This is a genomic window from Streptomyces davaonensis JCM 4913 (assembly GCF_000349325.1).
GTDB lineage: Bacteria > Actinomycetota > Actinomycetes > Streptomycetales > Streptomycetaceae > Streptomyces > Streptomyces davaonensis.
Genome location: NC_020504.1, coordinates 3,026,987 through 3,049,821, shown reverse-complemented (window position 1 = coordinate 3,049,821; position 22,835 = coordinate 3,026,987). Strand labels below are relative to the sequence as shown.

The window sequence follows — 22,835 nt, the reverse complement described above, 5'->3', positions numbered from 1 at the left end:
TGAGTGAACACGACATCGCTCCCCGCACGGCCGCAGCGCGAGGCGGTACGGTGGGGCGTGAAGGATGCGGCTACGCGGTCCGAGGAGGGAGCCACCGATGATTCTGCTCCGTCGCCTGCTGGGTGACGTGCTGCGTCGGCAGCGCCAGCGCCAGGGCCGTACTCTGCGCGAAGTCTCCTCGTCCGCCCGAGTATCGCTCGGCTATCTCTCCGAGGTGGAGCGGGGGCAGAAGGAGGCTTCCTCCGAGCTGCTCTCCGCCATCTGCGACGCGCTGGACGTACGGATGTCCGAGCTCATGCGGGAAGTGAGCGACGAGCTCGCCCTCGCCGAGCTGGCCCAGTCGGCAGCGGCCACGCCCAGTGAGCCCGTGCCCACGTCGGTCCGGCCGATGCTGGGTTCCGTTTCGGTGACCGGTGTGCCACCGGAACGGGTGACGATCAAGGCGCCCGCGGAAGCAGTGGACGTGGTCGCCGCGTGAGTGCCACGCGCGTGGGCGCATGAGCTGATCATGCGCTGAGGACGTGCATGAAGCCCCGGCCGGGGTTTCTCCAGCGAGACTGGAGAGGCGACGGCCGGGGCTTTCGTGCATCGTGGAGGGCGTGGAACTCGGGGCACCACCGATCGGAGCATGTGGATGTACGTCGTGAAGAGCCCGCTGTCCGACGCCGACCTGAAGACCGTCACCGAGGCCCTGCAAGGCGCCCTCGTCGATCTCGTGGACCTCGCCCTGGTGGCGAAGCAGATCCACTGGAACGTGGTCGGGCCGCGGTTCCGTACCGTCCATCTCCAGCTCGACGAGGTCGTGGACACCGCGCGGCTGCACTCCGACACGGTCGCCGAACGGGCCTCGGCCCTGGGCGTCCCGCCCGACGGACGTGCCGCGACGGTGGCCGCGGGCAGTGGCATCGGGGCCGTGTCCGACGGCTGGGTCAAGGACGTCGACGCCGTGGGCAGGCTGGTCGAGGCCCTCGGTGCGGTGATCGCCCGGATGCGGAAGCGGATCGCGGCGACCGGCGAGGCGGATCCGGTGAGCCAGGACATCTTCATCACGATCACGGCGGATCTGGAGAAGCACCACTGGATGTTCCAGGCGGAGAACGGCTGAGGAGGGTCGTCCTGGGTGCATCCGTGTGCCGCCGGTGCGCCCTCCCGGCGGGTGAGGGCGCGGGTCTAGCGTCGGGCTGGAGGTGGCGGTCATGGCGGGGATAGCGCGCTGGGGGGCGGCGCTCGGGCTCGGGGTGCTGTGGTGGTGGGCCGTGCTGCGGCTCGCCGTGGCGCCGGACGCCGGGGTGCTGGAGGGCGCGGTGGCCGCCGGGGGATGGGGGCTGAGCCTGCTGCCGGTGCACTGTGTGCCGAAGGCGCGGGCCGTGGGCGCCGTCGCCACGGGGCGGTGGGTTCGGGCGTGGCGGGCGGCCCCCGTCACCACGGCATCGCCACACCACCGTTCGGACGCAGAATCTGGCCCGTCGTGAACGCCGAGGCGTCCGAGGCCAGATAGAGCACGGCGTGGGCGACGTCCTCAGGTGCGCCGACGCGGCCGAGGGGCGCCATCCGCGTCATGAGCGCCTCGGTGTGCGCCTGTGCTTCGTCGTCGTGGCGATCCGTCATGGGGGTACGGATCCAGCCCGGCGCCACGGCATTCACCCGGATGCCGTGCCGGCCGACCTCGGTCGCCAGCGTCTTCGTCAGCTGCACGACGGCCGCCTTGGCGGCGCCGTAGCAGAGGAGGCCGGGGCCGCCGGTGTCCACGGCGCCCGAGGCCATGGTGACGATGCTGCCCCGCACGTGTCCGGCGAGCATCAGCCGGGCCGCCTCCTGGCAGGCGTGCAGGACGCCCTTGAAGTTGACGTTCAGGACCCGGTCGAGGTCCTCGTCCGTGGTCTCCAGGACCGGGCTGCTGTGCATGATTCCGGCGATCGCGGCCATCACGTCCAGGCGCTCGCAGGACTCCACCGCGTGTTTGACCTGGGCGCCGTCCGTGACGTCCAGGGGGTGGGTGTGGGCGGTGCCGCCACGGTCCTTGATCAGGGTCGCGGTCTCGTGCAGGCCCTGCGGGTCGCGGTCCGCGCAGTGCACGGTGGCGCCGGCCTCCGCGAGCAGGACGGCCGAGGCCCGGCCGATCCCGCTCGCGGCACCGGTGACGAAGGCGGTGCGTCCGGTGAGGTCGTACACGCTGACGGCCATGAAGCGACGGTACGAGGGTTTCTGACAGGTCGTCAATTAGTGGTGCGGGGCTCTAACGGTGCGGGGCCTCCTGCTCTACGGCGAAGGCGGTCCGGTGCGCGGGCGGCTCAGTGCGGGGGACGGGCCGGTCTGGCAGCTCGGGCACCAGTAGGTGGGGCGCTCGCGGGAGCCGTCGCCCTGGTTGGCGGAGCGGATGGGGGTGTGGCAGCGCAGACAGGGGCGAGGTGCGCGGCCGTACACGAAGAGGTCCTGGCCGCGGCGGCCGGTCGTGCTGCGGACCGGACGCTCGCGGTTGGCTTCGAGAAGTCGCTGGGCGAGTCCGGGGAGTTCGGTCGCGCGGTCGGGAGGGAGGGCGCCGATCGGGAGCCAGGGGGTGGCGCCGAGGAGGAAGCAGAGCTCGCTCTTGTAGATGTTGCCGATGCCGGCGAGGTTGCGCTGGTCGAGGAGGGCCTCCCCGAGGGGGCGGGCGGGGTCCGCGAGGAGGTTGGCCAGCGCCAGGGCGGGGTTCCAGTCCGGGCCCAGGAGGTCGGGGCCCAAGTGGCCGACGGCCCGGGACTCGTGGGCGGTGCGGAGGAGTTCGAGGACCGGGAGGCGGTAGCCGACGGCCGTGCGGTCCGTGGTCGCGAGGATCGCGCGGATCTGGTGGGCAGGGCCGCCGGACCAACGCTGCCGGTCGGCGTACACCTTCCAGGAGCCGTCCATCCCCAGATGCGAGTGCACGGTCAGGCCGCCCTCGATCCGGGTGAGGAGGTGCTTTCCGCGCGGGGTGACGTCCAGGACGGAACGTCCGGCGAGGTCGACCGTGGCGAACTTGGGGACCCGGAAGTCGGTGTGGGTCAGTGCCCTGCCCGCGAGGGCTGTGTGCAGGCGCTTCGCGGCCTGCCAGACCGTGTCTCCTTCGGGCATGGGTCAAGGGTGGCACGAGGGGTGCTCGGATCAGGCGCGTAGGCGCAGGCCGCGGGGGGTGGCGATGAAGCCCGCTCCTTCCAGGAGGGTGCCGAAGGGGGACGTCAGGGCGGAGGCGCCGTTGACGCGCTCGACGGTGACCGTGCCGAGGGAGCCCGCGCGGGCGGCCGCGGACAGGGCTTCGGCGGCCGAGAGGAGGCGGGGGTCGTCCATGGGGGAGTCGTCGGGGGCGCCGCTGGGCCAGGCCAGCAGGGTCTTGCCGCCGCGCTCCATGTAGAGGGTCAGTTCGCCGTCCACGAGGACCACCAGCGAGCCCGCCTTCCGGCCAGGCTTGTGCCCGGCGCCGGTCGGGGGCTCGGGCCAGGACAGGGCGGCGCCGTAGGCGTTCGCGGGGTCGGCGGCGGCGAGGACGACGGCTCGGGTGTCGGGCGTGGGGCGGTTGCGGCGGCCGGGGTGTTGGGCGGGTGGCGGTGGGAAGTCTCGGGGGGAGACGTACTCGTCGGGGCGGGTGGGGGTGTGGGGGGCGCCCTTGTCGAGGCCGTCGCCGAAGGCGGGGTTCGCGAAGGCGTGATCCGTGAAGGGGGCGGGCGGGAAGGACTCGGGCGGGAAGTCGTCGCTTGTGAAATCGCCGTTCGGGAAGTCGCCGACGGGGAAGTCACCCGTCGGGAGTGCCTGGGCCGGGAAGTCGCCGGTCGGGAAGGCTTGGGGCGGGAAGTCGCCGGCCGGGAACGCCGGGGGCGGCAGGGACTCGCCGCGGTCGCGGGCGTTCGCCACCGCGCGGAGGCGGTCCACGGCTCCGTCCATCGCGAACTGCGCGGCGCCGAGGCCCTCCACCACATAGCCGCGCCGGGCCTGACCGCTCTCCTCGAACACGGACAGGATGCGGTACGTCGCCGAGAAGCCGCCCTCGACGCCTTCCGCGGAGACCGCGCCCCGGGTGACCACGCCGTGCCGGTCGAGGAGGGTGCGGGCCAGGGCGTGGGCGCGGACGGTGGGATCGGGTTCATGGGCCGGGATCAGGGACCAGCGCCCGGCGACGGTCGGCGGGCCCGAGCGGGAGGCGGGGCGGGCGGCGGCGGTGAGCGAGCCGTAGCGTCCGCGCGGGACGGTGCGCTTGGCTCGGTGGGCCGTGGATCCCGCGGTGCGGCCCGAGCCCAGCAGGGAGCGCATCGGAGCCAGCGTGTCGTTCGTCAGACGGCCCGACCACGCCAGCTCCCAGAGGGCGTCGGCGAGTTGGGGGTCGGTGGCATCGGGGTGGGTGGTGGCGCGGACCTGGTCGGCGATCTGCCGGAAGAACAGGCCGTAGCCACCGGAGAGTGTGTCCAGCACGGACTGGTGGAGCGCGGTCGGCTCCAGGGGGTGGGGCGCGGGAAGCAGCAGGGGGGCCGCGTCCGCCATGTACAGGGAGACCCAGCCGTCCTTGCCGGGCAGGGCGCCTGCTCCGGCCCACACCACCTCTCCGGCGGAGGTCAGTTCGTCGAGCATCGCGGGCGTGTAGTTCTGTACGCGGGACGGCAGGACCAGCTTCTCCAGGGCTGAGGCGGGCACCGACGCGCCCTGAAGCTGCTCGATGGCGCGCACCAGTCCGTCGATGCCGCGCAGCCCGTGTCCCTTGCCGATGTGCTGCCACTGGGGCAGGAACTGGGCGAGCGCGGCCGGAGGCACCGGCTCCAACTCGTGCCGCAGGGCGGCGAGGGAGCGTCGGCGCAGCCGTCGCAGGACCGCCGCGTCGCACCACTCCTGGCCGATCCCGGCCGGATGGAACTCGCCCTGGACGACCCGTCCCGCCGCCGCGAGCCGCTGGAGGGCGCCCTCGGTGACCGCCACGCCCAGGCCGAACCGGGCCGCCGCGGTGACCGAGGTGAAGGGGCCGTGGGTGCGGGCGTACCGCGCGAGGAGGTCGCCGAGCGGGTCCTTCACCGGCTCCGTGAAGGCTTCCGGTACGCCGACCGGCAGTGCGGTGCCGAGGGCGTCGCGCAGTCGGCCCGCGTCCTCGATCGCCGCCCAGTGGTCGGTGCCGGCGATACGGACCTTGATGGCGCGGCGGGCTCCGGCCAGTTCCTGCGCCCAGTGCGGCTCCGCGCCCCGCTGGGCCAGCTCGGCGTCCGTCAGCGGGCCGAGCAGCCGCAGCAGGTCCGCGACGCCTTCGGCGTCCTTGACCCGCCGGTCCTCGGTGAGCCACTGAAGTTCCCGCTCCAGCTCGGTCAGCACCTCGGCGTCGAGCAGCTCGCGCAGCTCCGCCTGGCCGAGCAGCTCGGCCAGCAGCCGGGAGTCGAGGGAGAGGGCGGCGGCGCGGCGCTCGGCGAGCGGGGAGTCGCCCTCGTACAGGAACTGGGCGACGTACCCGAACAGCAGGGACCGGGCGAACGGGGAGGGCTCGGGGGTGGTGACCTCGACCAGGCGCACCTTGCGGGACTCCAGGTCGCCCATCAGCTCGGTGAGTCCGGGGACGTCGAAGACGTCCTGGAGGCATTCGCGGACGGCTTCCAGGACGATCGGGAACGAGCCGAACTCGCTGGCCACCTGGAGCAGTTGGGCCGCGCGCTGGCGCTGCTGCCACAGCGGGGTGCGCTTGCCGGGGTTGCGGCGCGGCAGCAGCAGGGCACGCGCCGCGCATTCCCGGAAGCGGGAGGCGAACAGGGCCGAGCCGCCGACCTGGTCGGTGACGATCTGGTCGACGTCGCCCTTGTCGAAGACGACATCCGCGGCTCCTACGGGGGCCTGGTCGGCGTCGAACTCGGTGCCCGCCTTGCGGGGCTCCTGGTCCAGCAGGTCCAGGCCCAGCAGGTCGGCGTCCGGCAGGCGCAGCACGATGCCGTCGTCCGCGTGCATCACCTGCGCGTCCATGCCGTACCGCTCGGAGAGCTTCGCGCCCAGGGCGAGCGCCCAGGGGGCGTGCACCTGGGCGCCGAAGGGGGAGTGCACGACGACCCGCCAGTCGCCCAGCTCGTCGCGGAAGCGCTCGACGACGATGGTGCGGTCGTCGGGGATATGACCGCAGGCCTCACGCTGTTCGTCCAGGTAGGACAGCACGTTGTCCGCGGCCCAGGCGTCCAGGCCCGCGGCCAGCAGGCGCAGCCGGGCGTCTTCCTTGGTCAGCGAACCGACCTCGCGCAGGAACGCGCCCACCGCGCGGCCCAGTTCGAGCGGGCGGCCCAGCTGGTCGCCCTTCCAGAAGGGGAGCCTGCCGGGGACACCGGGTGCGGGGGAGACCAGGACGCGGTCGCGGGTGATGTCCTCGATGCGCCAGGAGCTGGTGCCGAGCGTGAACACATCGCCCACGCGGGACTCGTAGACCATCTCCTCGTCGAGCTCGCCGACCCGGCCGCCGCCCTTCTTGGGGTCGGAACCGGCGAGGAAAACCCCGAACAGGCCCCGGTCGGGGATCGTGCCGCCGGAGGTGACGGCGAGGCGCTGGGCGCCGGGGCGGCCGGTGATCGTGCCGGCGACGCGGTCCCACACCACGCGCGGGCGCAGTTCGGCGAAGGCGTCCGAGGGGTAGCGCCCGGCGAGCATGTCCAGGACGGCGGTGAACGCGGACTCCGGGAGCGAGGCGAACGGGGCGGCGCGGCGGACCGTCGTGAGGAGGTCGTCGAACTGCCAGGTGTCCATCGACGTCATGGCGACGACCTGCTGCGCCAGTACGTCCAAGGGGTTGGCCGGGACCCGCAGGGACTCGATGGCGCCGGTGCGCATCCGTTCGGTGACCACGGCCGCCTGGACCAGGTCGCCGCGGTACTTCGGGAAGACCACACCGGTCGAGACCGCGCCCACCTGGTGTCCCGCGCGGCCCACGCGCTGGAGGCCGGAGGCGACGGAGGGCGGGGACTCCACCTGGACGACCAGGTCGACCGCGCCCATGTCGATGCCCAGTTCGAGGCTGGAGGTGGCCACCACGGCGGGCAGGCGCCCTGCCTTCAGGTCCTCCTCGACGAGGGCGCGCTGTTCCTTGGAGACCGAGCCGTGGTGTGCGCGGGCGATGACGGGCGGGGCGCCCTGGGCGGCACCGGATCCGCCCATCAGCTCGGCGGGGGCGTGGTGTTCGTCCAGGGGTTCGCCGGTGGCCCGCTCGTAGGCGATCTCGTTCAGGCGGTTGCACAGGCGCTCCGCCAGGCGGCGGGAGTTGGCGAAGACGATGGTGGAGCGGTGGGCCTGGACGAGGTCGGCGATCCGCTCCTCGACATGCGGCCAGATCGACGGCCGTTCGCCGCCCTCATTGCCGTCGGCCACCGGTGAGCCACCCAGTTCGCCGAGGTCCTCGACCGGGACCACCACCGAGAGGTCGAACTCCTTGCCCGACTTCGGCTGGACGATCTCCACCTTGCGGCGCGGGGAGAGATAGCGGGCGATCTCGTCGACCGGGCGGACAGTGGCGGACAGGCCGATCCTGCGGGCCGGCTTCGGCAGGAGCTCGTCCAGGCGCTCCAGGGTGAGCGCGAGGTGGGCGCCGCGCTTGGTGCCCGCGACCGCGTGCACCTCGTCGAGGATCACCGTCTCGATGCCGGTCAGCGCCTCACGGGTGGCCGAGGTCAGCATCAGGAACAGGGATTCCGGGGTGGTGATCAGGATGTCCGGGGGGCGGGTGGACAGGGCCCGGCGCTCGGCGGGCGGGGTGTCGCCGGAGCGGATGCCGACCTTGACCTCCGGCTCGGGCAGGCCCAGGCGGACGGATTCCTGGCGGATGCCGGTCAGCGGGCTGCGGAGGTTGCGCTCGACGTCCACCGCGAGGGCCTTCAGCGGTGAGACGTACAGGACCCGGCAGCGCTTCTTGGGGTCGGCGGGCGGGGGAGCCGAGGCCAGCTGGTCGAGTGCGGCGAGGAACGCGGCCAGCGTCTTGCCGGAGCCGGTGGGCGCCACCACCAGCACGTCCGAGCCCTCGGAGATGGCCTGCCACGCGCCCGCCTGGGCCGCGGTGGGCGCGGAGAACGCCCCCGTGAACCAGCCGCGGGTCGCGGGGGAGAAGCCGTCCAGGGCTCGGTGTGCGGAGCTGACCATGCGTCCATCCTGCACCCGGCCACTGACAATCACGCTGACCTGCGCCAACGCGGGCGGGGGCGGCACCGGTCCGGGTCCGGTGAGAATGGGGGCATGGCGGGTTCGAGTGAACGGGCACGGCACTGGCGGTACACGGAGCTGCCCGGTGTCGACCTGCTGCGGGCCCGGTACATCCGCAAGACCTTCGTCCGGCACACCCACGAGAACTTCGTGATCGCCGCCATCGCCGACGGCGTCGAGGTCTTCCACCACCGCGGCTCCGATGTGTCCGCGGGCGCCGGAGCGCTCGCGCTGGTCAACCCCGACACCCCGCACACCGGGCGGGCCGGGGTGCCCGAGGGGTGGCGGTACGGGGCCGTGTATCCGTCGCCCGAGGTGGTGGCGGAGATCGCGGCCGAGACCACGGCGATCCGCGGCACACCCGGGTTCGTCTCCCCGGTGCTCGACGATCCCTACGCCGTGTCCCTGGTCCACCAGGTGCTGCGCGCCGCCGACGAGGGCAACGCCCTGGCTGCCGACACCCTGCTGCGGGTCGCCGTGACCCGGCTGCTGCGGCTGAACGGCGGGCCGTTGCCACGGCGCGAGATCCGCACGGCAGGCGCCCGGGTCGCGGCACGCGCGCGTGGCGTGCTCCAGGAGCGGATGGCGGAGCCGCCGAGCCTGGAGAAGCTCGCCGCCGAGCTGGGCACCAGCCCGTTCGCGCTGCTGCGCGCCTTCCGCGACGCCTATGGGATGCCGCCCCACACCTGGCTGACGGACGCCCGCGTACGGCACGCGCGCCGGCTGCTGGACACGGGCGTGACGCCCGCCGAGGCCGCCGTCGCCGTGGGCTTCGCCGACCAGCCGCACCTGAACCGGCACTTCACCCGGATCGTGGGCGTGCCGCCCGGCGCGTACCAGCGCGAGCGCAAGAACGTACAAGACCCGGCGGGGCGGCTCCTCGTACCGTCCGGGGCGTGGCAGACACAACACTCACAGACATACGGGACGGCGAGCGAAAGCCGGACGCCGCCGTCGTACGGGACGGGCTCGGGGTCGGGGTCGCCGTAGGGCTGTCCGGGTTCGCTTTCGGGGTGACCTCGGCGGGCAGCGGGCTCACCTTGTGGCAGACCTGCGCGCTCAGCCTTCTGGTGTTCACCGGCGCGTCCCAGTTCGCGCTCGTCGGGGCGCTTGCCGCGGGCGGCGGGGCGTTCGCCGCGGCCGCGGGGGCCTTCTTCCTCGGGGTGCGCAACGCGTTCTACGGGCTGCGTCTGTCGCAGGTACTTGCCCTCCCGCGCGTAGTACGGCCGTTCGCCGCTCAGTGGGTCATCGACGAGACGGCCGCCGTCGCGCTCGCCCAGCCCACCCGGCGGGCCGCGCGGCTCGGGTTCGTGGTGACCGGGCTCAGCCTGTACGCGCTGTGGAACCTCACCACGCTGGCCGGGGCGCTCGGCGCCGAGGCCATCGGGGACACCGACGCGTGGGGCCTCGACGCGGCCGGACCCGCCGTGTTCCTGGCGCTGCTCGCGCCGATGCTGACCAGCACGACCGAGCGTGCGGTCGCCGGTGCCGCGGTCGTCCTGGGGCTCGGGCTGCTGCCGGTGCTGCCCGCCGGAGTGCCGGTGCTGGTGGCCGCGCTCGCGGCGCCCGCGGTGTTGTGGGCCCAGGGGCGGCGCGGGCTGAAGGAGGGGGACCGGTGACGATCTGGATCGCCATCGGGCTGACCGTCCTCGGTTGTTACGCCGTCAAGCTCGCCGGGCTCCTGGTGCCCGCCGGGGTTCTGGAGCGGCCCCTGGTCCGGCGGCTCGCCGCACTGCTCCCCGTCGCGCTCCTCGCCGCCCTCACGGCCCAGCAGACCTTCGCCGACGGACGGGCGCTGGTCCTGGACGCGAGAGCGGCGGGGTTGGCCGCGGCGGCCGTGGCGCTGGTGCTGCGGGCGCCGTTCCTGGTGGTCGTGGGGGCAGCCGTGGTGGTGACGGCGGGAGTGCGGGCATTGGGGGGATGAACAGCCCCCTCTTGGCCCGGCTCGTCACCCGATGGCCCGCCCGTACGCCCGCAGTGTGTGCAGGGCCTCGATCGTCACCATGGGGCGCGCCTCCAGGGCGGGGCCCGGCGACCACTGGCGCCAGCGGATCGGCCAGCCGCCGTCTTCCTGCTGCTGCGCCGCGAGGAAGTCCAGTGAGCGGGACATCTCGTCGTCGGTGAACCACGCGCGTGCCAGTGAGTGCGGGGACTTCGCGTAGTCGTGCGGGAAGTGGTGCTCGGTGGGGGCGTAGCCGGGCGCGACCGGATACGCGGCGAGGTCGTCCGGGTCCAATGCCGCGAGCCGGTGCTGCCGCACCAGGCGGCCGAGCCGGTCGGCGGCGGCCTCCGCGCGGGCGCGGTCGGGAGCGGAGTCCAGGAAGGCCACGGCGGCCTCGATCTCGTACGGATGGGACTTCTCCAGGGACTCCACCGCCTGCCAGCAGAAGTCCGTGGCCCGGAACAGCCAGGCGTGCCACACCTCGTTGCGGTGCAGCACGCCCACCACGGGGCCGGTGGCCAGGAGCTCGCTGCTCGGGTCGTCCACGATCGGGATGAACGGCGCCGCCGGATAACCCCGTTGACCGGGATGGATCACCGGCAGGGCACCGTCCCCGGTGGAGACCGACGTCAGATAGCGGCAGACGCGCTCCACCCGCTGCCCGCCACAGCGGCCGACGGCGTCCAGCACCCGCAACGCGTGCCCGGTGTGCAGCGGCTGGCTCACCGGGCCGCGCAGATCGGGCTCCAGTCCGTGACCGTAGCCACCGTCGTCGTTGCGGTAGGCGTCCAGCGCGGTCTCGACCGGGTCGGCGCCGCCGTGCAGGAAGTGGTACGCGAAGAGGCGCTGCTCCAGCACGCGCGCGGTGAGCCACACGAACTGCTCGGCGCGGAAGAGCGGGGAGTGCACCGGGGGCGTCGGGGGGAGTGGTGAAGCTCCTGTTTCGGCCATGGGTCAGACCGTAGGCCGGAAAGCGGTCTCGGCGAGGGGTCCCGGCTCGGGCCCACTCTCAGGGGCGGGATACTGACGTCATGAGGTTGACGGTCTTCTGGGAGCGGATGGCGGAGCACTTCGGTACGGCGGGATACGCCGACACCTTCGCGCGCGATCACGTGATGTCGGAGCTCGGCGGACGCACCGTGCACGAGGCGCTGGACGCCGGCTGGGAGGCCAAGGACGTGTGGCGGGTTGTTTGCCACGTCATGAACGTGCCACAGGAACAGCGCTGACAGGTCACGAAGATCGCACCCCGCCCCCCGATTGTCGGTGGCGTGGGCGAGACTTGCTCCGTGGCCCCCACTGACGACACCGGGCAGCTCGCCCAGCAGGCATCCCCGTTCGGTACGACGCCCCCGACCCGGCCCCCGGCCGACGGGGGCGCCGCGCAGCCGAACGCCCGCATGCCGCGCTGGCTGCCGCGCGCGATGGTGCTCGCCCTCGCGCTCGTCGGTGCCTTCCAGCTCGGCAGCTGGGCCTTCCACCAGCTCACCGGGCTGCTGATCAACATCCTGATCGCGTTCTTCCTGGCGCTGGCCATCGAGCCCGCCGTGAGCTGGATGGCCGCCCGCGGGATGCGCCGGGGCCTGGCCACCGCTCTGATGTTCCTCGCCGTGATGGTGGTCTCCGCCGGGTTCGTCACCCTGCTCGGCTCGATGCTCGCGGGCCAGATCATCACCATGGTCGAGGGCTTCCCGGACTACCTCGACTCCGTCATCAACTGGATCAACACCCACTTCCAGACCGATCTGAAGCGGGTGGACATCCAGGAGGGCCTGCTGCGCTCCGACTGGCTGCGCAACTACGTGCAGAACAGCGCCACCGGTGTCCTCGATGTGTCCGCGCAGGTCATCGGCGGTCTCTTCCAACTGCTGACGATCACGCTGTTCTCGTTCTACTTCGCCGCGGACGGCCCGCGACTGCGCCGCGCCCTGTGCTCCGTCCTGCCGCCCGCCAAGCAGGCCGAGGTGCTGCGCGCGTGGGAGATCGCGGTGAACAAGACCGGCGGCTATCTGTACTCCCGCGGACTGATGGCGCTGATCTCCGGGATAGCCCACTACATCCTGCTCCAGTCCCTGGACGTGCCGTACGCGCCCGTGCTCGCCGTCTGGGTGGGTCTGGTCTCGCAGTTCATCCCCACCATCGGCACCTATCTCGCGGGCGCCCTGCCCATGCTGATCGCCTTCACGGTCGATCCCTGGTATGCGCTGTGGGTGCTGATCTTCGTCGTGGTGTACCAGCAGTTCGAGAACTATGTGCTCCAGCCCAAGCTGACCGCGAAGACCGTCGATGTGCATCCCGCGGTCGCCTTCGGTTCCGTGATCGCCGGTACCGCGCTCCTGGGCGCGGTGGGCGCACTGATCGCGATTCCGGCGGTCGCCACCCTTCAGGCGTTCCTGGGCGCGTATGTGAAGCGGTACGACGTCACCGACGACCCCCGTGTGCACGGCCACCGGAGCCGGGGTCAGGGCCAGGGCCTGATCGCCCGCGTGAGGCGGGCCTGGGCGCGGCCGGAGGACGCTTCCGGCGAGGGTTCCCCGGACAAGGCCCCGGGTTCCGGCGAGGGCTGACCCTTCAGCGCAGGTCCAGCCGCATCAGAATCCGCGGATGCCCCGCCAGCACCGAGGTGGTGTCGGCGGCATGGACGAACCCGGCGCGCTCGAAGTTCTTGCGCAGACCCGCGTACGCCGTCGTCAGGTCGACCCTGGCGTCGCCGTTGTCGAGCGGGTAGGCCTCCACGACCGGGGCGCCGTGCGCGCGGGCGAACTCCACCGCGCCCGCGATGAGGGCGTGCGAGATGCCCTGCTTGCGGTGGCCGGGGCGGACCCGGACGCACCACAACGACCAGACCGGAAGATCGTCGACGTGCGGGATCTTGCGGTTGCGGGCGAAGGAGGTCTCCGCGCGCGGGGCCACCGCGGCCCAGCCGACCGGCTCGTCACCGTCGTAGGCGATCACCCCGGGAGGCGGCTCGGCCCGGCACAGCTCGGCGACGTACTCGCCGCGGGCGGGGCCGCGCAGCTCGTTGTTGAGCTTGGAGGGGATCCGGTAGCTCAGGCAGAAGCAGACACTCGCCGTGGGTGACTTCGGCCCGATCACGGCCCGGACGTCCTCGTAGACCGACGCCGGGCGAACCTCGATGGTCATGACTGCACGATAGAGCCGTCCTCGGCCCGGCGGCACGCCTCGCGTGGTGTGCTTGACACGAAAATCGAACATCCATTCTCATGGAGGCGCCGGCGGAGCTTTCGACGGGTGGTTTGCCATGATTTGGACGGAGAAGCACCCGAGTTATCCACAGGCCGGACGGGCGTCGGGGCGCATTGTCAGTGGCAGGCGTTAGCGTCTTTGACGTGAAGCGATCGACTCAAGCAAATCGGGTGGAACCCATGGCAGGAACCGACCGCGAGAAGGCCCTGGATGCCGCACTCGCACAGATTGAACGGCAATTCGGCAAGGGCGCGGTCATGCGCATGGGCGAGCGGTCGATGGAGCCCATCGAGGTCATCCCGACCGGATCGACCGCGCTCGACGTGGCCCTCGGCGTCGGCGGCCTGCCGCGCGGCCGCGTCGTCGAGATCTACGGACCGGAGTCCTCCGGTAAGACGACCCTGACCCTGCACGCGGTGGCGAACGCGCAGAAGGCCGGCGGCCAGGTGGCCTTCGTGGACGCCGAGCACGCCCTGGACCCCGAGTACGCCAAGAAGCTCGGCGTCGACATCGACAACCTCATCCTGTCCCAGCCGGACAACGGCGAGCAGGCTCTGGAGATCGTGGACATGCTGGTCCGCTCCGGCGCCCTCGACCTCATCGTCATCGACTCCGTCGCCGCGCTCGTGCCGCGCGCGGAGATCGAGGGCGAGATGGGCGACAGCCATGTCGGTCTCCAGGCCCGTCTGATGAGCCAGGCGCTGCGGAAGATCACCAGCGCGCTCAACCAGTCGAAGACCACCGCGATCTTCATCAACCAGCTGCGCGAGAAGATCGGCGTGATGTTCGGCTCCCCGGAGACCACGACCGGTGGCCGGGCGCTGAAGTTCTACGCCTCGGTGCGTATCGACATCCGTCGTATCGAGACCCTGAAGGACGGCACCGAGGCGGTCGGCAACCGCACCCGCTGCAAGGTCGTCAAGAACAAGGTCGCGCCGCCCTTCAAGCAGGCCGAGTTCGACATCCTCTACGGCCAGGGCATCAGCCGCGAGGGCGGTCTGATCGACATGGGCGTGGAACACGGCTTCGTGCGCAAGGCCGGCGCCTGGTACACGTACGAGGGCGACCAGCTCGGCCAGGGCAAGGAGAACGCGCGCAACTTCCTGAAGGACAACCCCGACCTGGCCAACGAGATCGAGAAGAAGATCAAGGAGAAGCTGGGCGTCGGTGTGCGTCCGGAGCAGCCGGCCGCCGAGCCGGGCGCGGACGCCGCGGGTGCCGCGGACGACGCCAAGACGGTGCCCGCTCCGGCCGCGGCCAAGGCCACCAAGACCAAGGCCGCCGCCGCCAAGAGCTGACCCCGTGACACGACGAACCGACTGGGCCGAGTACGCCTGCCCCGACCCGCCGGAGGAGCGGGGCGGGAGAGGCGTCACGGGCTCCGCGGGGGGCGAGGACGGCGACGCGTACGGCGGTGACGGGCCGTACGGCGATGGGCTTGCCGGCGGTTCGCGTCGGAGAGCCGGTGGGGCTCGTGGCGCGGGCGGCGCCCGGGGGCGCCGTCGGCGCGGTCGCGAAGAGCCGTCCGGTGAGGACGGAGGCACCTCTGCCTCGTCGAGGGCCGAGCAGGGGGAGCCCCCGGGGGACCCGGTGGAGCGGGCACGGGCGATCTGCCTGCGCCTGCTCACCGGGACTCCGCGCACCCGCAAGCAACTTGCCGACGCCCTGCGCAAGCGGGAGATCCCGGACGAGGCCGCGGAGGAGGTGCTGTCGCGGTTCGAGGAAGTCGGGCTGATCAACGACAGCGCGTTCGCGGACGCCTGGGTGGAGTCCCGGCACCACGGGCGGGGACTGGCCCGGCGGGCGCTCGCCCAGGAACTGCGCACCAAGGGCGTCGACTCCGCGCTCATCGACGAGGCCGTCGGGCAGCTCGACTCCGAGCAGGAGGAGGCGACCGCGCGCGAACTCGTCGACCGCAAGCTGCGCTCCACCCGGGGCCTCGACCGCGACAAGCGCCTGCGCCGTCTCGCCGGAATGCTCGCCCGGAAGGGATACCCCGAGGGGATGGCACTGAGGGTGGTCCGGCAGGCGTTGGAAGCGGAGGGAGAGGACACGGAGTTCATGGCGGGCGAGGGGTACTGACGCGCGGGGCGCACCGGGAGGTCAGCGCCGCACCCCGGTGACCGGCAAACCGGCCGTCCGCCACGCCTGGAATCCGCCGGTCAGATCGGTCGCCCGGTGCAAGCCCAGCCGGTGCAGCGACTCCGCCGCCAGGCTGGACGCGTATCCCTCGTTGCAGAAGACCACCACCCGCAGGTCATGGCTGCCGGCCTCGGGCACACGGTGGCTGCCCCGTGGATCCAGGCGCCACTCCAGCTCGTTCCGCTCGATCACCAGCGCACCGGGAACCAGTCCGTCCCGCTCCCGCAGGGCCGCGTACCGGATGTCCACCAGCAGCGCCTCGCCGGCCTGGGCGGCGTCGTAGGCCTCGCGAGGGGTGACGCGGACGTAGGTCGCGCGGACCCGCTCCAACAACTCGTCGATGCCGACGGGCTGTTCGCCCCGGCCGCTCACTGCCAGTCCTCCGGGCGCTCGACCTGCTCCAGGCGCAGCACGGGCCCGCTGCGGCTGTAGCGGCGGATCCGGGGCAGCGGCGGATAGTAGGCGTGGACGGAGATCGCGTGGCGGTCCGGGGACTCGTTGAGGACCTCGTGGACATGGTGGCGGCCGAAGGAGCGGCCCTTGCCGGCCGGCAGCCTGCGCTCCCGGTCCACGTCCTCGCTGAGTTCCAGGGTCTTCCAGCCGTCCGTGGGCAGCCGGGCGGCGAGCGAGTTCTCCCTCAGCTCACCGGCCGCCGTCAGGAACGCGCCGACCGAGTCCGCGTGATCGTGCCAGCCGGTGCCCGAGCCGGGCGGCCAGCCGATCAGCCAGGCCTCACTCCCGGCGGGCCCCTCCAGACGTACCCAGGTGCGCCCCTCGGGGTCGAGCGGCAGCGAGGCGATCAGCTCGGCGTCGGCGGCGGTGCGCCGTACGAAATCGAGGAGGTCCGCCTGCGTGGGAGCGGTGGCGGTGGAAACGGCAGGGGAGGGGGAGACAGACACTTCGACCGTCCTGATGAGGGTTCGCGGGGTGCGCGCGACGGCACGTCGGTGGTGCGCGCGAAGGAGGAGAGATGCGAATTCAGCAGGACCGGGTACACATGCAGCCCGCGTAGCGGACGAGGTCCACATGGACCTTCCGCCACAGGTGCACACAGGTGTCCGTCACGATGCGGAGTAGACCATGCCGGTGTGGACCGGTCAACTCGCCGTCAGCATGTGGACGGTGGGTGCCCCGGACACCCTCCCTGGCCGGGGAAGGCGTCTCAGCGCGTCCCCGCCGTCGCCTCCGCCCCCGACTCCACCGGCCCGCCCAGTGCCGCCTCCGCTGCCGCGTACAGATCGGCCGGGCGCACCCCGCTCAGCGCCGTGACCAGGTGGCCGTCGGGCCGGATCAGCAGGACCGAGTGTGCCGCGGCCCCCGGGTAGCTCTCGGCGACCAGCAGCTCCGCCGGATGCGGCAGGGCCGCCACGGCCGCCGCGAGCCGGGGCATGATCCCGGCGGTCACCCAGTGCTTGCGGTCCCACACGCCCGTGCCCGGCGCGATCAGCAGCACCAGCAGCGCGCCCCGGCCCAGCCGCTCCCGCAGCCGGACGAACGAGCCGTCCTCCGCGGTCACCCGCACATCGGTGACCGGTGCGCCCACGGCCGCGTCCAGGGACACCTCGCCCTCCAGATGCCGGGGCGCGAGCGGCGAATCGGCGTACGCCCCCGGCGCGCCGAGCGTCCCGCGCCCCAGATGGCCCTCCGCGAGCAGCGCGTCATGGCCGCGGGCGGAGCCGGGCACGTACGAGCGCAGCCCTCCGCCGCCGCGCACCAGCGGCAGCGCCTGGTCGGCGGCGCGCAGCCGGGCGGCGACGATCGCGCGCCGCTCCGTCTGGTAGCTGTCGAGCAGCGCCTCACGCGGCCCGTGATGCCAGGCCAGCGCCAGCTTCCAGGCGAGGTTGTCGGCGTCCCTGAGCCCCTCGTCGAGCCCCTGGGTGCCGAGCGCCCCGAGCAGATGCGCGGCGTCCCCGGCGAGAAACACCCGCCCGGCCCGCCAGCGCCGCGCCAGCCGGTGGTGCACGGTGTGAACCCCGGTGTCGAGGAGTTCGTACGGCGGTGTCGGGCCACCTGTCCAGCCCGCGAGGGTCTCCCGGACGCGGGACACCAGCAGTTCGGGTGTGACCAGGTCCTTGCCCGGCGGGAGCAGCCAGTCAAGACGCCAGGCGCCGCCCGGCAGCGGGCGCGCGGTGATCTCGCCGGCCGAGGGGCCCGAGGTCCGCCAGGGCGGCATCCGGTGCAGCAACGCCTCGTCGGGCCAGGGGAGTTCGGTGCGCAGCGCGGCGACCGCGTGCCGTTCGACCGCCGTACGGCCGGGGAAGCGGATGTCCTGGAGCTTGCGCACGGTGGAGCGGGGACCGTCGCAGCCGATCAGGTAACTGCCCCGCCACCAGGTGCCGTTGGGGCCTTTGGTGTGCGCGCTGACGCCCGAGGGCTCCTGCTCGATGCCGTCGAGCCGGCTGTCCACCGCGATCCGCACCAGCCGCTCGCTCGCGAGCGCCGCGCGCAGGGCGCCGGTCAGGACGTGCTGGGCGATGTGCACGGGGGCGGCGGTGCCGGGGGAGTCACCCTCGCGCACCGCCGGGTCGTCGAAGGACACCTGGCGCATCACCTGCCTGCGCCGCATCGACCGCCATCCGGCCCAGCGGCAGCCCGCCTCGGCGACCGGCAGCCCGGTGAGCCGCTCCAGCAGGGCGGCGGTGTCCTCGCGCAGGACGACGGTGCGCGCGAGGCGGGGTTCGTCCCTGCCGGACCCCTCGTCGAGGACGACGGACGGCACCTCCTGACGCGCCAGCGCCAGGGCGAGCGTGAGCCCGACGGGCCCCGCTCCGACGATGATCACCGGGTCCACGGCGTGGTGCCCCCTGCCCGCGGCGGTGTCCCGAGGGACGTGTGTGAACAGGAGGTTTGAGCAGGGTGCACGATCACAGAACGTATGCAACCCATTGCCGGTGCTTGCGTCAAGTGACCGAAGGCAGTGGCGATCATGCCACTGCCTCCGTGTCGTTCACGCCATACGCGGCGTGTCACTCAGGTCACTTGACTGCGTGTCAGACGATGTCGCCCTTGCCGGTCCCGGGGGTGCCGATCTCCGCGGCGTTGAGCTCGTCGACGTCCTCGGCGCCGAGCACCGCGCCCGTGCTCCGCTTGCTGCGCCGCAGCCTGCCCTCCAGCCAGCTCGCGAAGCTGGTCAGGATGAAGTTCAGGACAATGAAGATGACCGCCACCACGATGAAGCTGGGGATGACGTTGGCGTAGTTCGCCGCGAGCGTGCCGCGGGCGTTGAGCAGCTCGGTGAAGCCGAGCATCACGCCGCCCAGCGCGGTGTCCTTCACGATGACGACCAACTGGCTGACGATGGCCGGGAGCATCGCCGTGACCGCCTGCGGCAACAGGATCGTGGACATCGTCTGGCCCTTGCGCAGACCGATCGCCTGGGCGGCCTCCGTCTGCCCCCTGGGCAGGGCGAGGATGCCCGCGCGGACGATCTCGGCGAGGACCGAGGAGTTGTAGAGCACCAGACCGGTGACGACCGCGTAGAGGGGCCGCTCCGCGCTGCTGACGTCCGTGTAGCGGGCGTAGAACTCGTTGGCGAAGAGCATCAGCAGCAGCACCGGGATGGCCCGGAAGAACTCGACCACGGCGCCCGCCGGCATCCGCACCCAGCGGTGGTCCGACATGCGGGAGATCCCGAAGAAGGCGCCCAGCGGCAGCGCGATGATCATCGCGAGCGCCGCTGCCTTGAGGGTGTCGCCGAGACCGGGCAGCAGATACGTCGTCCACGCCTCGGACTGGGTGAACGGCTCCCACAGGGACCACTTCAACTGGCCCTTGTCGTCCATCACCTGCCAGACCCACCACGCCAGCAGGGCGAGCAGGACGAAGAAGACGATCGAGAAGATCAGATTGCGCCGCTTGGCCCTCGGGCCGGGGGCGTCGTACAGAACCGAGGTCACCGCTTCACCGCCAGTCGCTTGCTCAGCCAGCCGAGGAACAGGCCGGTGGGCAGGGTCAATACCACGAAACCGAAGGCGAAGATCGCGCCGATGAGCAGCGTCTGGGCCTCGTTCTCGATCATTTCCTTCATCAGCAGCGCCGCCTCGGCCACGCCGATCGTGGCCGCCACCGTGGTGTTCTTGGTGAGGGCGATCAGGACGTTGGCGAGCGGGCCGATGACCGAGCGGAACGCCTGCGGCAGGACGATCAGCCGGAGCACCTGGCTGAAGCTCAGCCCGATGGCGCGGGCCGCCTCGGCCTGCCCCACGGGCACGGTGTTGATGCCGGAGCGCAGCGCCTCGCACACGAAGGCGGCCGTGTACGCGACCAGACCGAGGATCGCGAGGCGGAAGCCCTGGGCCTCGAAGTCGTCGGGCGCGCCCATCGTCATCCCGAAGATGTCGGCGAGGCCGAGCGAGGTGAAGACGATGATGACGGTCAGGGGGATGTTCCGGACGATGTTCACATAGGCGGTGCCGAAGCCGCGCATCAGCGGAACGGGGCTGACCCGCATGGCCGCCAGCAGGGTTCCCCAGATCAGGGAACCGATGCCCGAGAAAATGGTGAGCTGGATCGTCACCCAGAAGGCGCCCAGCAGACTCGGGTCGTCATAGTCAGAAAGAAAGTCGAACACGATCTCCCGCGCTTCCGGGTGGGTGGCGTACGTGACGTACGGGGCGGTCGTGTCGGGCCGCCGCCGTACTGACGTGCCGCGCCGCCGTCGTGAGGGTCAGGCCGACGGCGGCGGCGCGGCTGCGGAAGTCCGCGTTACTGAACGATGTTCCCGATCTTCGGGGCCTGCTCGTACTTGTAGTCGGCCGGACCGAAGTTCTCCTTGACGGCCGTCTCCCAGGCGCCGTCGGCGACCATCTTCTCCAGCGCGTCGTTGATCTTGTTCACGGTCTCGGTGTCGCCCTTCTTGACGCCGACGCCGTAGTTCTCGTTGCTCAGCTTCAGGCCCGCGAGCTTGAACTGGCCCTTGTACTGGTCCTGCGCGGCGAAGCCCGCGAGGATCGAGTCGTCGGTGGTGACCGCGTCGACGGCACCGCTCTGGAGGCCGGCGATGCACTCCGAGTACGTGCCGTACTCCTTGAGCTGGGCGTCGGGGGCGATCTCGTCCTTGACGTTCTGCGCCGAGGTCGAGCCGGTGACCGAGCAGAGCTTCTTGCCGTTGAGGTCGGTGCCCTCGGCGATGTCCGAGTCCGCCTTGACCAGCAGGTCCTGGTGGGCCAGCAGGTACGGGCCGGCGAAGTCGACCTTCTCCTTGCGCTCGTCGGTGATGGAGTAGGTGGCGGCGATGAAGTCGACGTCGCCACGGGCGAGCGCGTTCTCGCGGTCCGCGCTCTTGGTCTCGATGAACTCGATCTGGTTGGGCTCGTAGCCGAGTTCGCCCGCCACGAAGGTGGCTACGTCGACGTCGAAGCCGGAGAAGGAACCGTCGGGCTCCTTGAGACCGAGACCGGGCTGGTCGTACTTGATGCCGACCTTGATCTTGTCGCCGCCGCCGGAGCCCGTGTCGGCGCTGTCGCTGTCGTCGTCGCCGCCACAGGCCGTCGCGGTCAGGGAGAGGACGAGCGCAGCGGCGGCCGCGGCGGTGACCTTGCGGAGCTTCATGGTGAACATCCTTTGTCTGGTGAAGAGAGGCGAGCCGTCAGTGCGGGTGACGCAGGGTCGTCGAGACGTCGATGCGTCGTCAGTGGTGCAGGATCTTGGACAGGAAGTCCTTGGCACGGTCGCTGCGCGGGTTGCTGAAGAACTGGTCCGGCACAGCCTCTTCGACGATTCGACCGTCCGCCATGAACACCACTCGATTGGCGGCCGAACGAGCGAAGCCCATCTCATGGGTGACGACGATCATGGTCATGCCGTCGCGGGCGAGCTGCTGCATGACCTCCAGCACCTCGTTGATCATTTCCGGGTCGAGGGCGGAGGTCGGCTCGTCGAAGAGCATGACCTTCGGGTCCATCGCCAGGGCCCGCGCGATGGCCACACGCTGCTGCTGGCCGCCGGAGAGCTGGGCGGGGTACTTGTCCGCCTGGCTGGCCACACCCACCCGGTCCAGCAGGGCGCGGGCCTTCTCCTCGGCCTTCTTCTTGTCGGCCTTGCGGACCTTGATCTGGCCCAGCATCACGTTCTCCAGCACCGTCTTGTGTGCGAAGAGATTGAACGACTGGAAGACCATGCCGACGTCGGCACGGAGCCGGGCCAGCTCCTTGCCCTCGGCGGGCAGCGGCTTTCCGTCGATGACGATCGTCCCCGAGTCGATCGTCTCCAGGCGGTTGATGGTGCGGCACAGGGTGGACTTCCCGGACCCGGAGGGTCCGATGACCACGACGACTTCGCCGCGGGCGATCGTCAGGTCGATGTCCTGGAGCACGTGCAACGCGCCGAAATGCTTGTTGACACTCTTCAGGACGACCAGGTCGCCGGTCGCGGCCACATCTTCCTTGGCCACCGATACTTCGGTCATCGCTCTCAGGCTCCGTCCTCCTCGGTTTCGGAGGACACTAATAACCGTATCCGACCTGCGTCATTAGTCCTGAGGGGAATTTGAGCATCACGATCCGATAGCAATCGGACACGTGTCGTAGCACTTGCGACCTGGGCGCGTACCGGGTGGATAACGACAAGCCCCGCGCAACCGGAACCCACTTGACGGCGTCAGCGTCAATCAGCGTGACTGCCATGTGCACGCGCGCGCGTGCCGAAGCATTTACGGATCACGCTCGATGATCAACCCGTACGGCCGATGAACAGGAGGGGGACGGGATGAGACTGCTCCTCGTCGAGGACGACAACCATGTCGCCGCCGCCCTGTCCGCTGTTCTGGCGCGGCACGGCTTCGACGTCACCCATGCCCGCAGCGGCGAGGAGGCGCTCCAGGCGCTGGTCCCGGAGGGCGCCGGATTCGGTGTCGTCCTGCTCGACCTGGGCCTGCCCGACCAGGACGGCTACGAGGTCTGCGGCAAGATCCGCAAGCGCACCAGCACCCCCGTGATCATGGTGACCGCCCGCTCCGACGTGCGCTCCCGCATCCACGGCCTCAACCTCGGCGCCGACGACTACGTGGTCAAGCCGTACGACACCGGCGAACTGCTCGCCCGGATTCACGCCGTCAGCCGGCGCAGCGTCCACGAGGACCCGGCGGCCGCGGGGGACACCGTGCTGCGGCTGGGCTCGGTGCACATCGAGCTGCCGACCCGGCAGGTCAGTGTGGACGGCTCGGTCGTCCAGCTGACCCGCAAGGAGTTCGACCTGCTGGCGCTGCTCGCGCAGCGGCCCGGCGTGGTCTTCCGGCGGGAGCAGATCATCAGCGAGGTGTGGCGGACCAGCTGGGAGGGGACCGGACGCACCCTGGAGGTCCATGTCGCCTCCCTGCGCGCCAAGCTGCGGATGCCGGCCCTGATCGAGACCGTGCGCGGGGTCGGCTACCGGCTCGTCGCCCCGGCCGTCTAGCGGGTAC

Annotated in this window: 24 protein-coding genes; 11 read left to right on the top strand and 13 right to left on the bottom strand. The window is 71.5% G+C overall.

The genetic code is table 11. The features are described 5' to 3' along the window. The first annotated feature begins 97 nt into the window (after window positions 1-97). The 3 genes from BN159_RS13095 to BN159_RS43865 all read left to right on the top strand — a co-directional run bounded on the left by BN159_RS13095 (window position 98) and on the right by BN159_RS43865 (window position 1,472). Window positions 98-478 carry a helix-turn-helix domain-containing protein gene (locus tag BN159_RS13095; RefSeq protein ID WP_015657463.1) on the top strand — a complete coding sequence of 127 codons (381 nt, stop codon included), beginning with the start codon at window positions 98-100 and terminating at the stop codon, window positions 476-478. Window positions 479-634: 156 nt separating this feature from the next. Next, window positions 635-1,105, top strand: a complete 471-nt coding sequence (locus BN159_RS13090; RefSeq protein WP_015657462.1) for a Dps family protein — start codon at window positions 635-637, stop codon at window positions 1,103-1,105. A 91-nt stretch (window positions 1,106-1,196) separates the two neighbouring features. After that, complete coding sequence (locus BN159_RS43865) at window positions 1,197-1,472, top strand: hypothetical protein (RefSeq protein ID WP_015657461.1); 276 nt, start codon at window positions 1,197-1,199, stop codon at window positions 1,470-1,472. Here the strand turns inward: BN159_RS43865 and BN159_RS13085 are convergent. The 3 genes from BN159_RS13085 to BN159_RS13075 form a co-directional block, all read right to left on the bottom strand. Continuing rightward, entirely contained in the window at window positions 1,420-2,184 is a 765-nt protein-coding gene (locus BN159_RS13085) for an SDR family NAD(P)-dependent oxidoreductase (RefSeq protein ID WP_015657460.1), read from the bottom strand. The genes BN159_RS43865 and BN159_RS13085 overlap by 53 nt on opposite strands. A gap of 75 nt (window positions 2,185-2,259) precedes the next feature. Continuing rightward, the gene (locus BN159_RS13080; RefSeq protein ID WP_015657459.1) at window positions 2,260-3,090 is read right to left on the bottom strand and encodes a DNA-formamidopyrimidine glycosylase family protein; all 831 of its coding nucleotides are present in this window, start codon (window positions 3,088-3,090) and stop codon (window positions 2,260-2,262) included. A 30-nt stretch (window positions 3,091-3,120) separates the two neighbouring features. Beyond that, complete coding sequence (locus tag BN159_RS13075; protein WP_015657458.1) at window positions 3,121-8,085, bottom strand: ATP-dependent helicase; 4,965 nt, start codon at window positions 8,083-8,085, stop codon at window positions 3,121-3,123. A 93-nt stretch (window positions 8,086-8,178) separates the two neighbouring features. Between BN159_RS13075 and BN159_RS13070 the strand changes: the two genes are divergently transcribed. The 3 genes from BN159_RS13070 to BN159_RS13060 are packed head-to-tail and all read left to right on the top strand — an operon-like array spanning window position 8,179 to window position 10,069. After that, window positions 8,179-9,135: a helix-turn-helix transcriptional regulator gene (locus BN159_RS13070; RefSeq protein WP_015657457.1), complete on the top strand. Its 957-nt coding sequence runs from the start codon at window positions 8,179-8,181 to the stop codon at window positions 9,133-9,135. After that, complete coding sequence (locus BN159_RS13065) at window positions 9,042-9,764, top strand: AzlC family ABC transporter permease (protein WP_078598793.1); 723 nt, start codon at window positions 9,042-9,044, stop codon at window positions 9,762-9,764. Before BN159_RS13070 ends, BN159_RS13065 begins: the two co-directional genes overlap by 94 nt. Next, window positions 9,761-10,069 carry an AzlD domain-containing protein gene (locus tag BN159_RS13060; RefSeq protein ID WP_015657455.1) on the top strand — a complete coding sequence of 103 codons (309 nt, stop codon included), beginning with the start codon at window positions 9,761-9,763 and terminating at the stop codon, window positions 10,067-10,069. The genes BN159_RS13065 and BN159_RS13060 overlap by 4 nt, the downstream gene beginning before the upstream one ends. Before the next feature lie 24 nt (window positions 10,070-10,093). On the opposite strand, the gene BN159_RS13055 is transcribed toward BN159_RS13060, so the two are convergent. After that, window positions 10,094-11,038, bottom strand: coding sequence for a hypothetical protein (locus BN159_RS13055; RefSeq protein WP_041819203.1), 945 nt, complete (start codon window positions 11,036-11,038; stop codon window positions 10,094-10,096). 80 nt (window positions 11,039-11,118) lie between these two features. Between BN159_RS13055 and BN159_RS13050 the strand changes: the two genes are divergently transcribed. After that, on the top strand, window positions 11,119-11,316 hold the full coding sequence (locus BN159_RS13050) for a DUF3046 domain-containing protein (protein WP_015657453.1): 198 nt from the start codon (window positions 11,119-11,121) through the stop codon (window positions 11,314-11,316). 60 nt (window positions 11,317-11,376) lie between these two features. After that, window positions 11,377-12,654, top strand: coding sequence for an AI-2E family transporter (locus BN159_RS13045; protein ID WP_015657452.1), 1,278 nt, complete (start codon window positions 11,377-11,379; stop codon window positions 12,652-12,654). 4 nt (window positions 12,655-12,658) lie between these two features. Here the strand turns inward: BN159_RS13045 and BN159_RS13040 are convergent, their stop codons facing one another. After that, window positions 12,659-13,231 (bottom strand): GNAT family N-acetyltransferase, encoded by a 573-nt coding sequence (locus tag BN159_RS13040; protein WP_041819200.1) that lies wholly within the window; start codon window positions 13,229-13,231, stop codon window positions 12,659-12,661. 242 nt (window positions 13,232-13,473) lie between these two features. On the opposite strand from BN159_RS13040, the gene recA reads away from it, so the two are divergent. Continuing rightward, window positions 13,474-14,592 (top strand): recombinase RecA, encoded by a 1,119-nt coding sequence (gene recA / locus BN159_RS13035; protein WP_015657450.1) that lies wholly within the window; start codon window positions 13,474-13,476, stop codon window positions 14,590-14,592. A 4-nt stretch (window positions 14,593-14,596) separates the two neighbouring features. Then, entirely contained in the window at window positions 14,597-15,376 is a 780-nt protein-coding gene (gene recX / locus BN159_RS43860; protein WP_015657449.1) for a recombination regulator RecX, read from the top strand. A gap of 21 nt (window positions 15,377-15,397) precedes the next feature. On the opposite strand, the gene BN159_RS13025 is transcribed toward recX, so the two are convergent. The 8 genes from BN159_RS13025 to BN159_RS12995 all read right to left on the bottom strand — a co-directional run bounded on the left by BN159_RS13025 (window position 15,398) and on the right by BN159_RS12995 (window position 21,842). After that, a complete protein-coding gene (locus BN159_RS13025; protein WP_015657448.1) occupies window positions 15,398-15,808 on the bottom strand; it encodes a rhodanese-like domain-containing protein in 411 nt (136 codons plus the stop codon). Beyond that, window positions 15,805-16,335: a cupin domain-containing protein gene (locus BN159_RS13020; RefSeq protein ID WP_015657447.1), complete on the bottom strand. Its 531-nt coding sequence runs from the start codon at window positions 16,333-16,335 to the stop codon at window positions 15,805-15,807. The genes BN159_RS13025 and BN159_RS13020 overlap by 4 nt, the downstream gene beginning before the upstream one ends. Window positions 16,336-16,414: 79 nt before the next feature. Further along, window positions 16,415-16,462, bottom strand: coding sequence for a hypothetical protein (locus tag BN159_RS47555; RefSeq protein WP_374211733.1), 48 nt, complete (start codon window positions 16,460-16,462; stop codon window positions 16,415-16,417). Window positions 16,463-16,598: 136 nt separating this feature from the next. Then, window positions 16,599-18,227, bottom strand: coding sequence for an FAD-dependent monooxygenase (locus tag BN159_RS13015; protein ID WP_015657446.1), 1,629 nt, complete (start codon window positions 18,225-18,227; stop codon window positions 16,599-16,601). 199 nt (window positions 18,228-18,426) lie between these two features. Continuing rightward, a complete protein-coding gene (locus tag BN159_RS13010; RefSeq protein WP_015657445.1) occupies window positions 18,427-19,332 on the bottom strand; it encodes an amino acid ABC transporter permease in 906 nt (301 codons plus the stop codon). After that, entirely contained in the window at window positions 19,329-20,006 is a 678-nt protein-coding gene (locus BN159_RS13005; protein WP_015657444.1) for an amino acid ABC transporter permease, read from the bottom strand. The genes BN159_RS13010 and BN159_RS13005 overlap by 4 nt, the downstream gene beginning before the upstream one ends. 134 nt (window positions 20,007-20,140) lie before the next feature. Next, on the bottom strand, window positions 20,141-20,986 hold the full coding sequence (locus BN159_RS13000; protein ID WP_015657443.1) for a glutamate ABC transporter substrate-binding protein: 846 nt from the start codon (window positions 20,984-20,986) through the stop codon (window positions 20,141-20,143). Window positions 20,987-21,065: 79 nt separating this feature from the next. Then, complete coding sequence (locus BN159_RS12995; RefSeq protein ID WP_015657442.1) at window positions 21,066-21,842, bottom strand: amino acid ABC transporter ATP-binding protein; 777 nt, start codon at window positions 21,840-21,842, stop codon at window positions 21,066-21,068. 299 nt (window positions 21,843-22,141) lie between these two features. Between BN159_RS12995 and BN159_RS12990 the strand changes: the two genes are divergently transcribed. Next, a complete protein-coding gene (locus BN159_RS12990) occupies window positions 22,142-22,828 on the top strand; it encodes a response regulator transcription factor (protein WP_015657441.1) in 687 nt (228 codons plus the stop codon). Window positions 22,829-22,835: the final 7 nt, after the last annotated feature.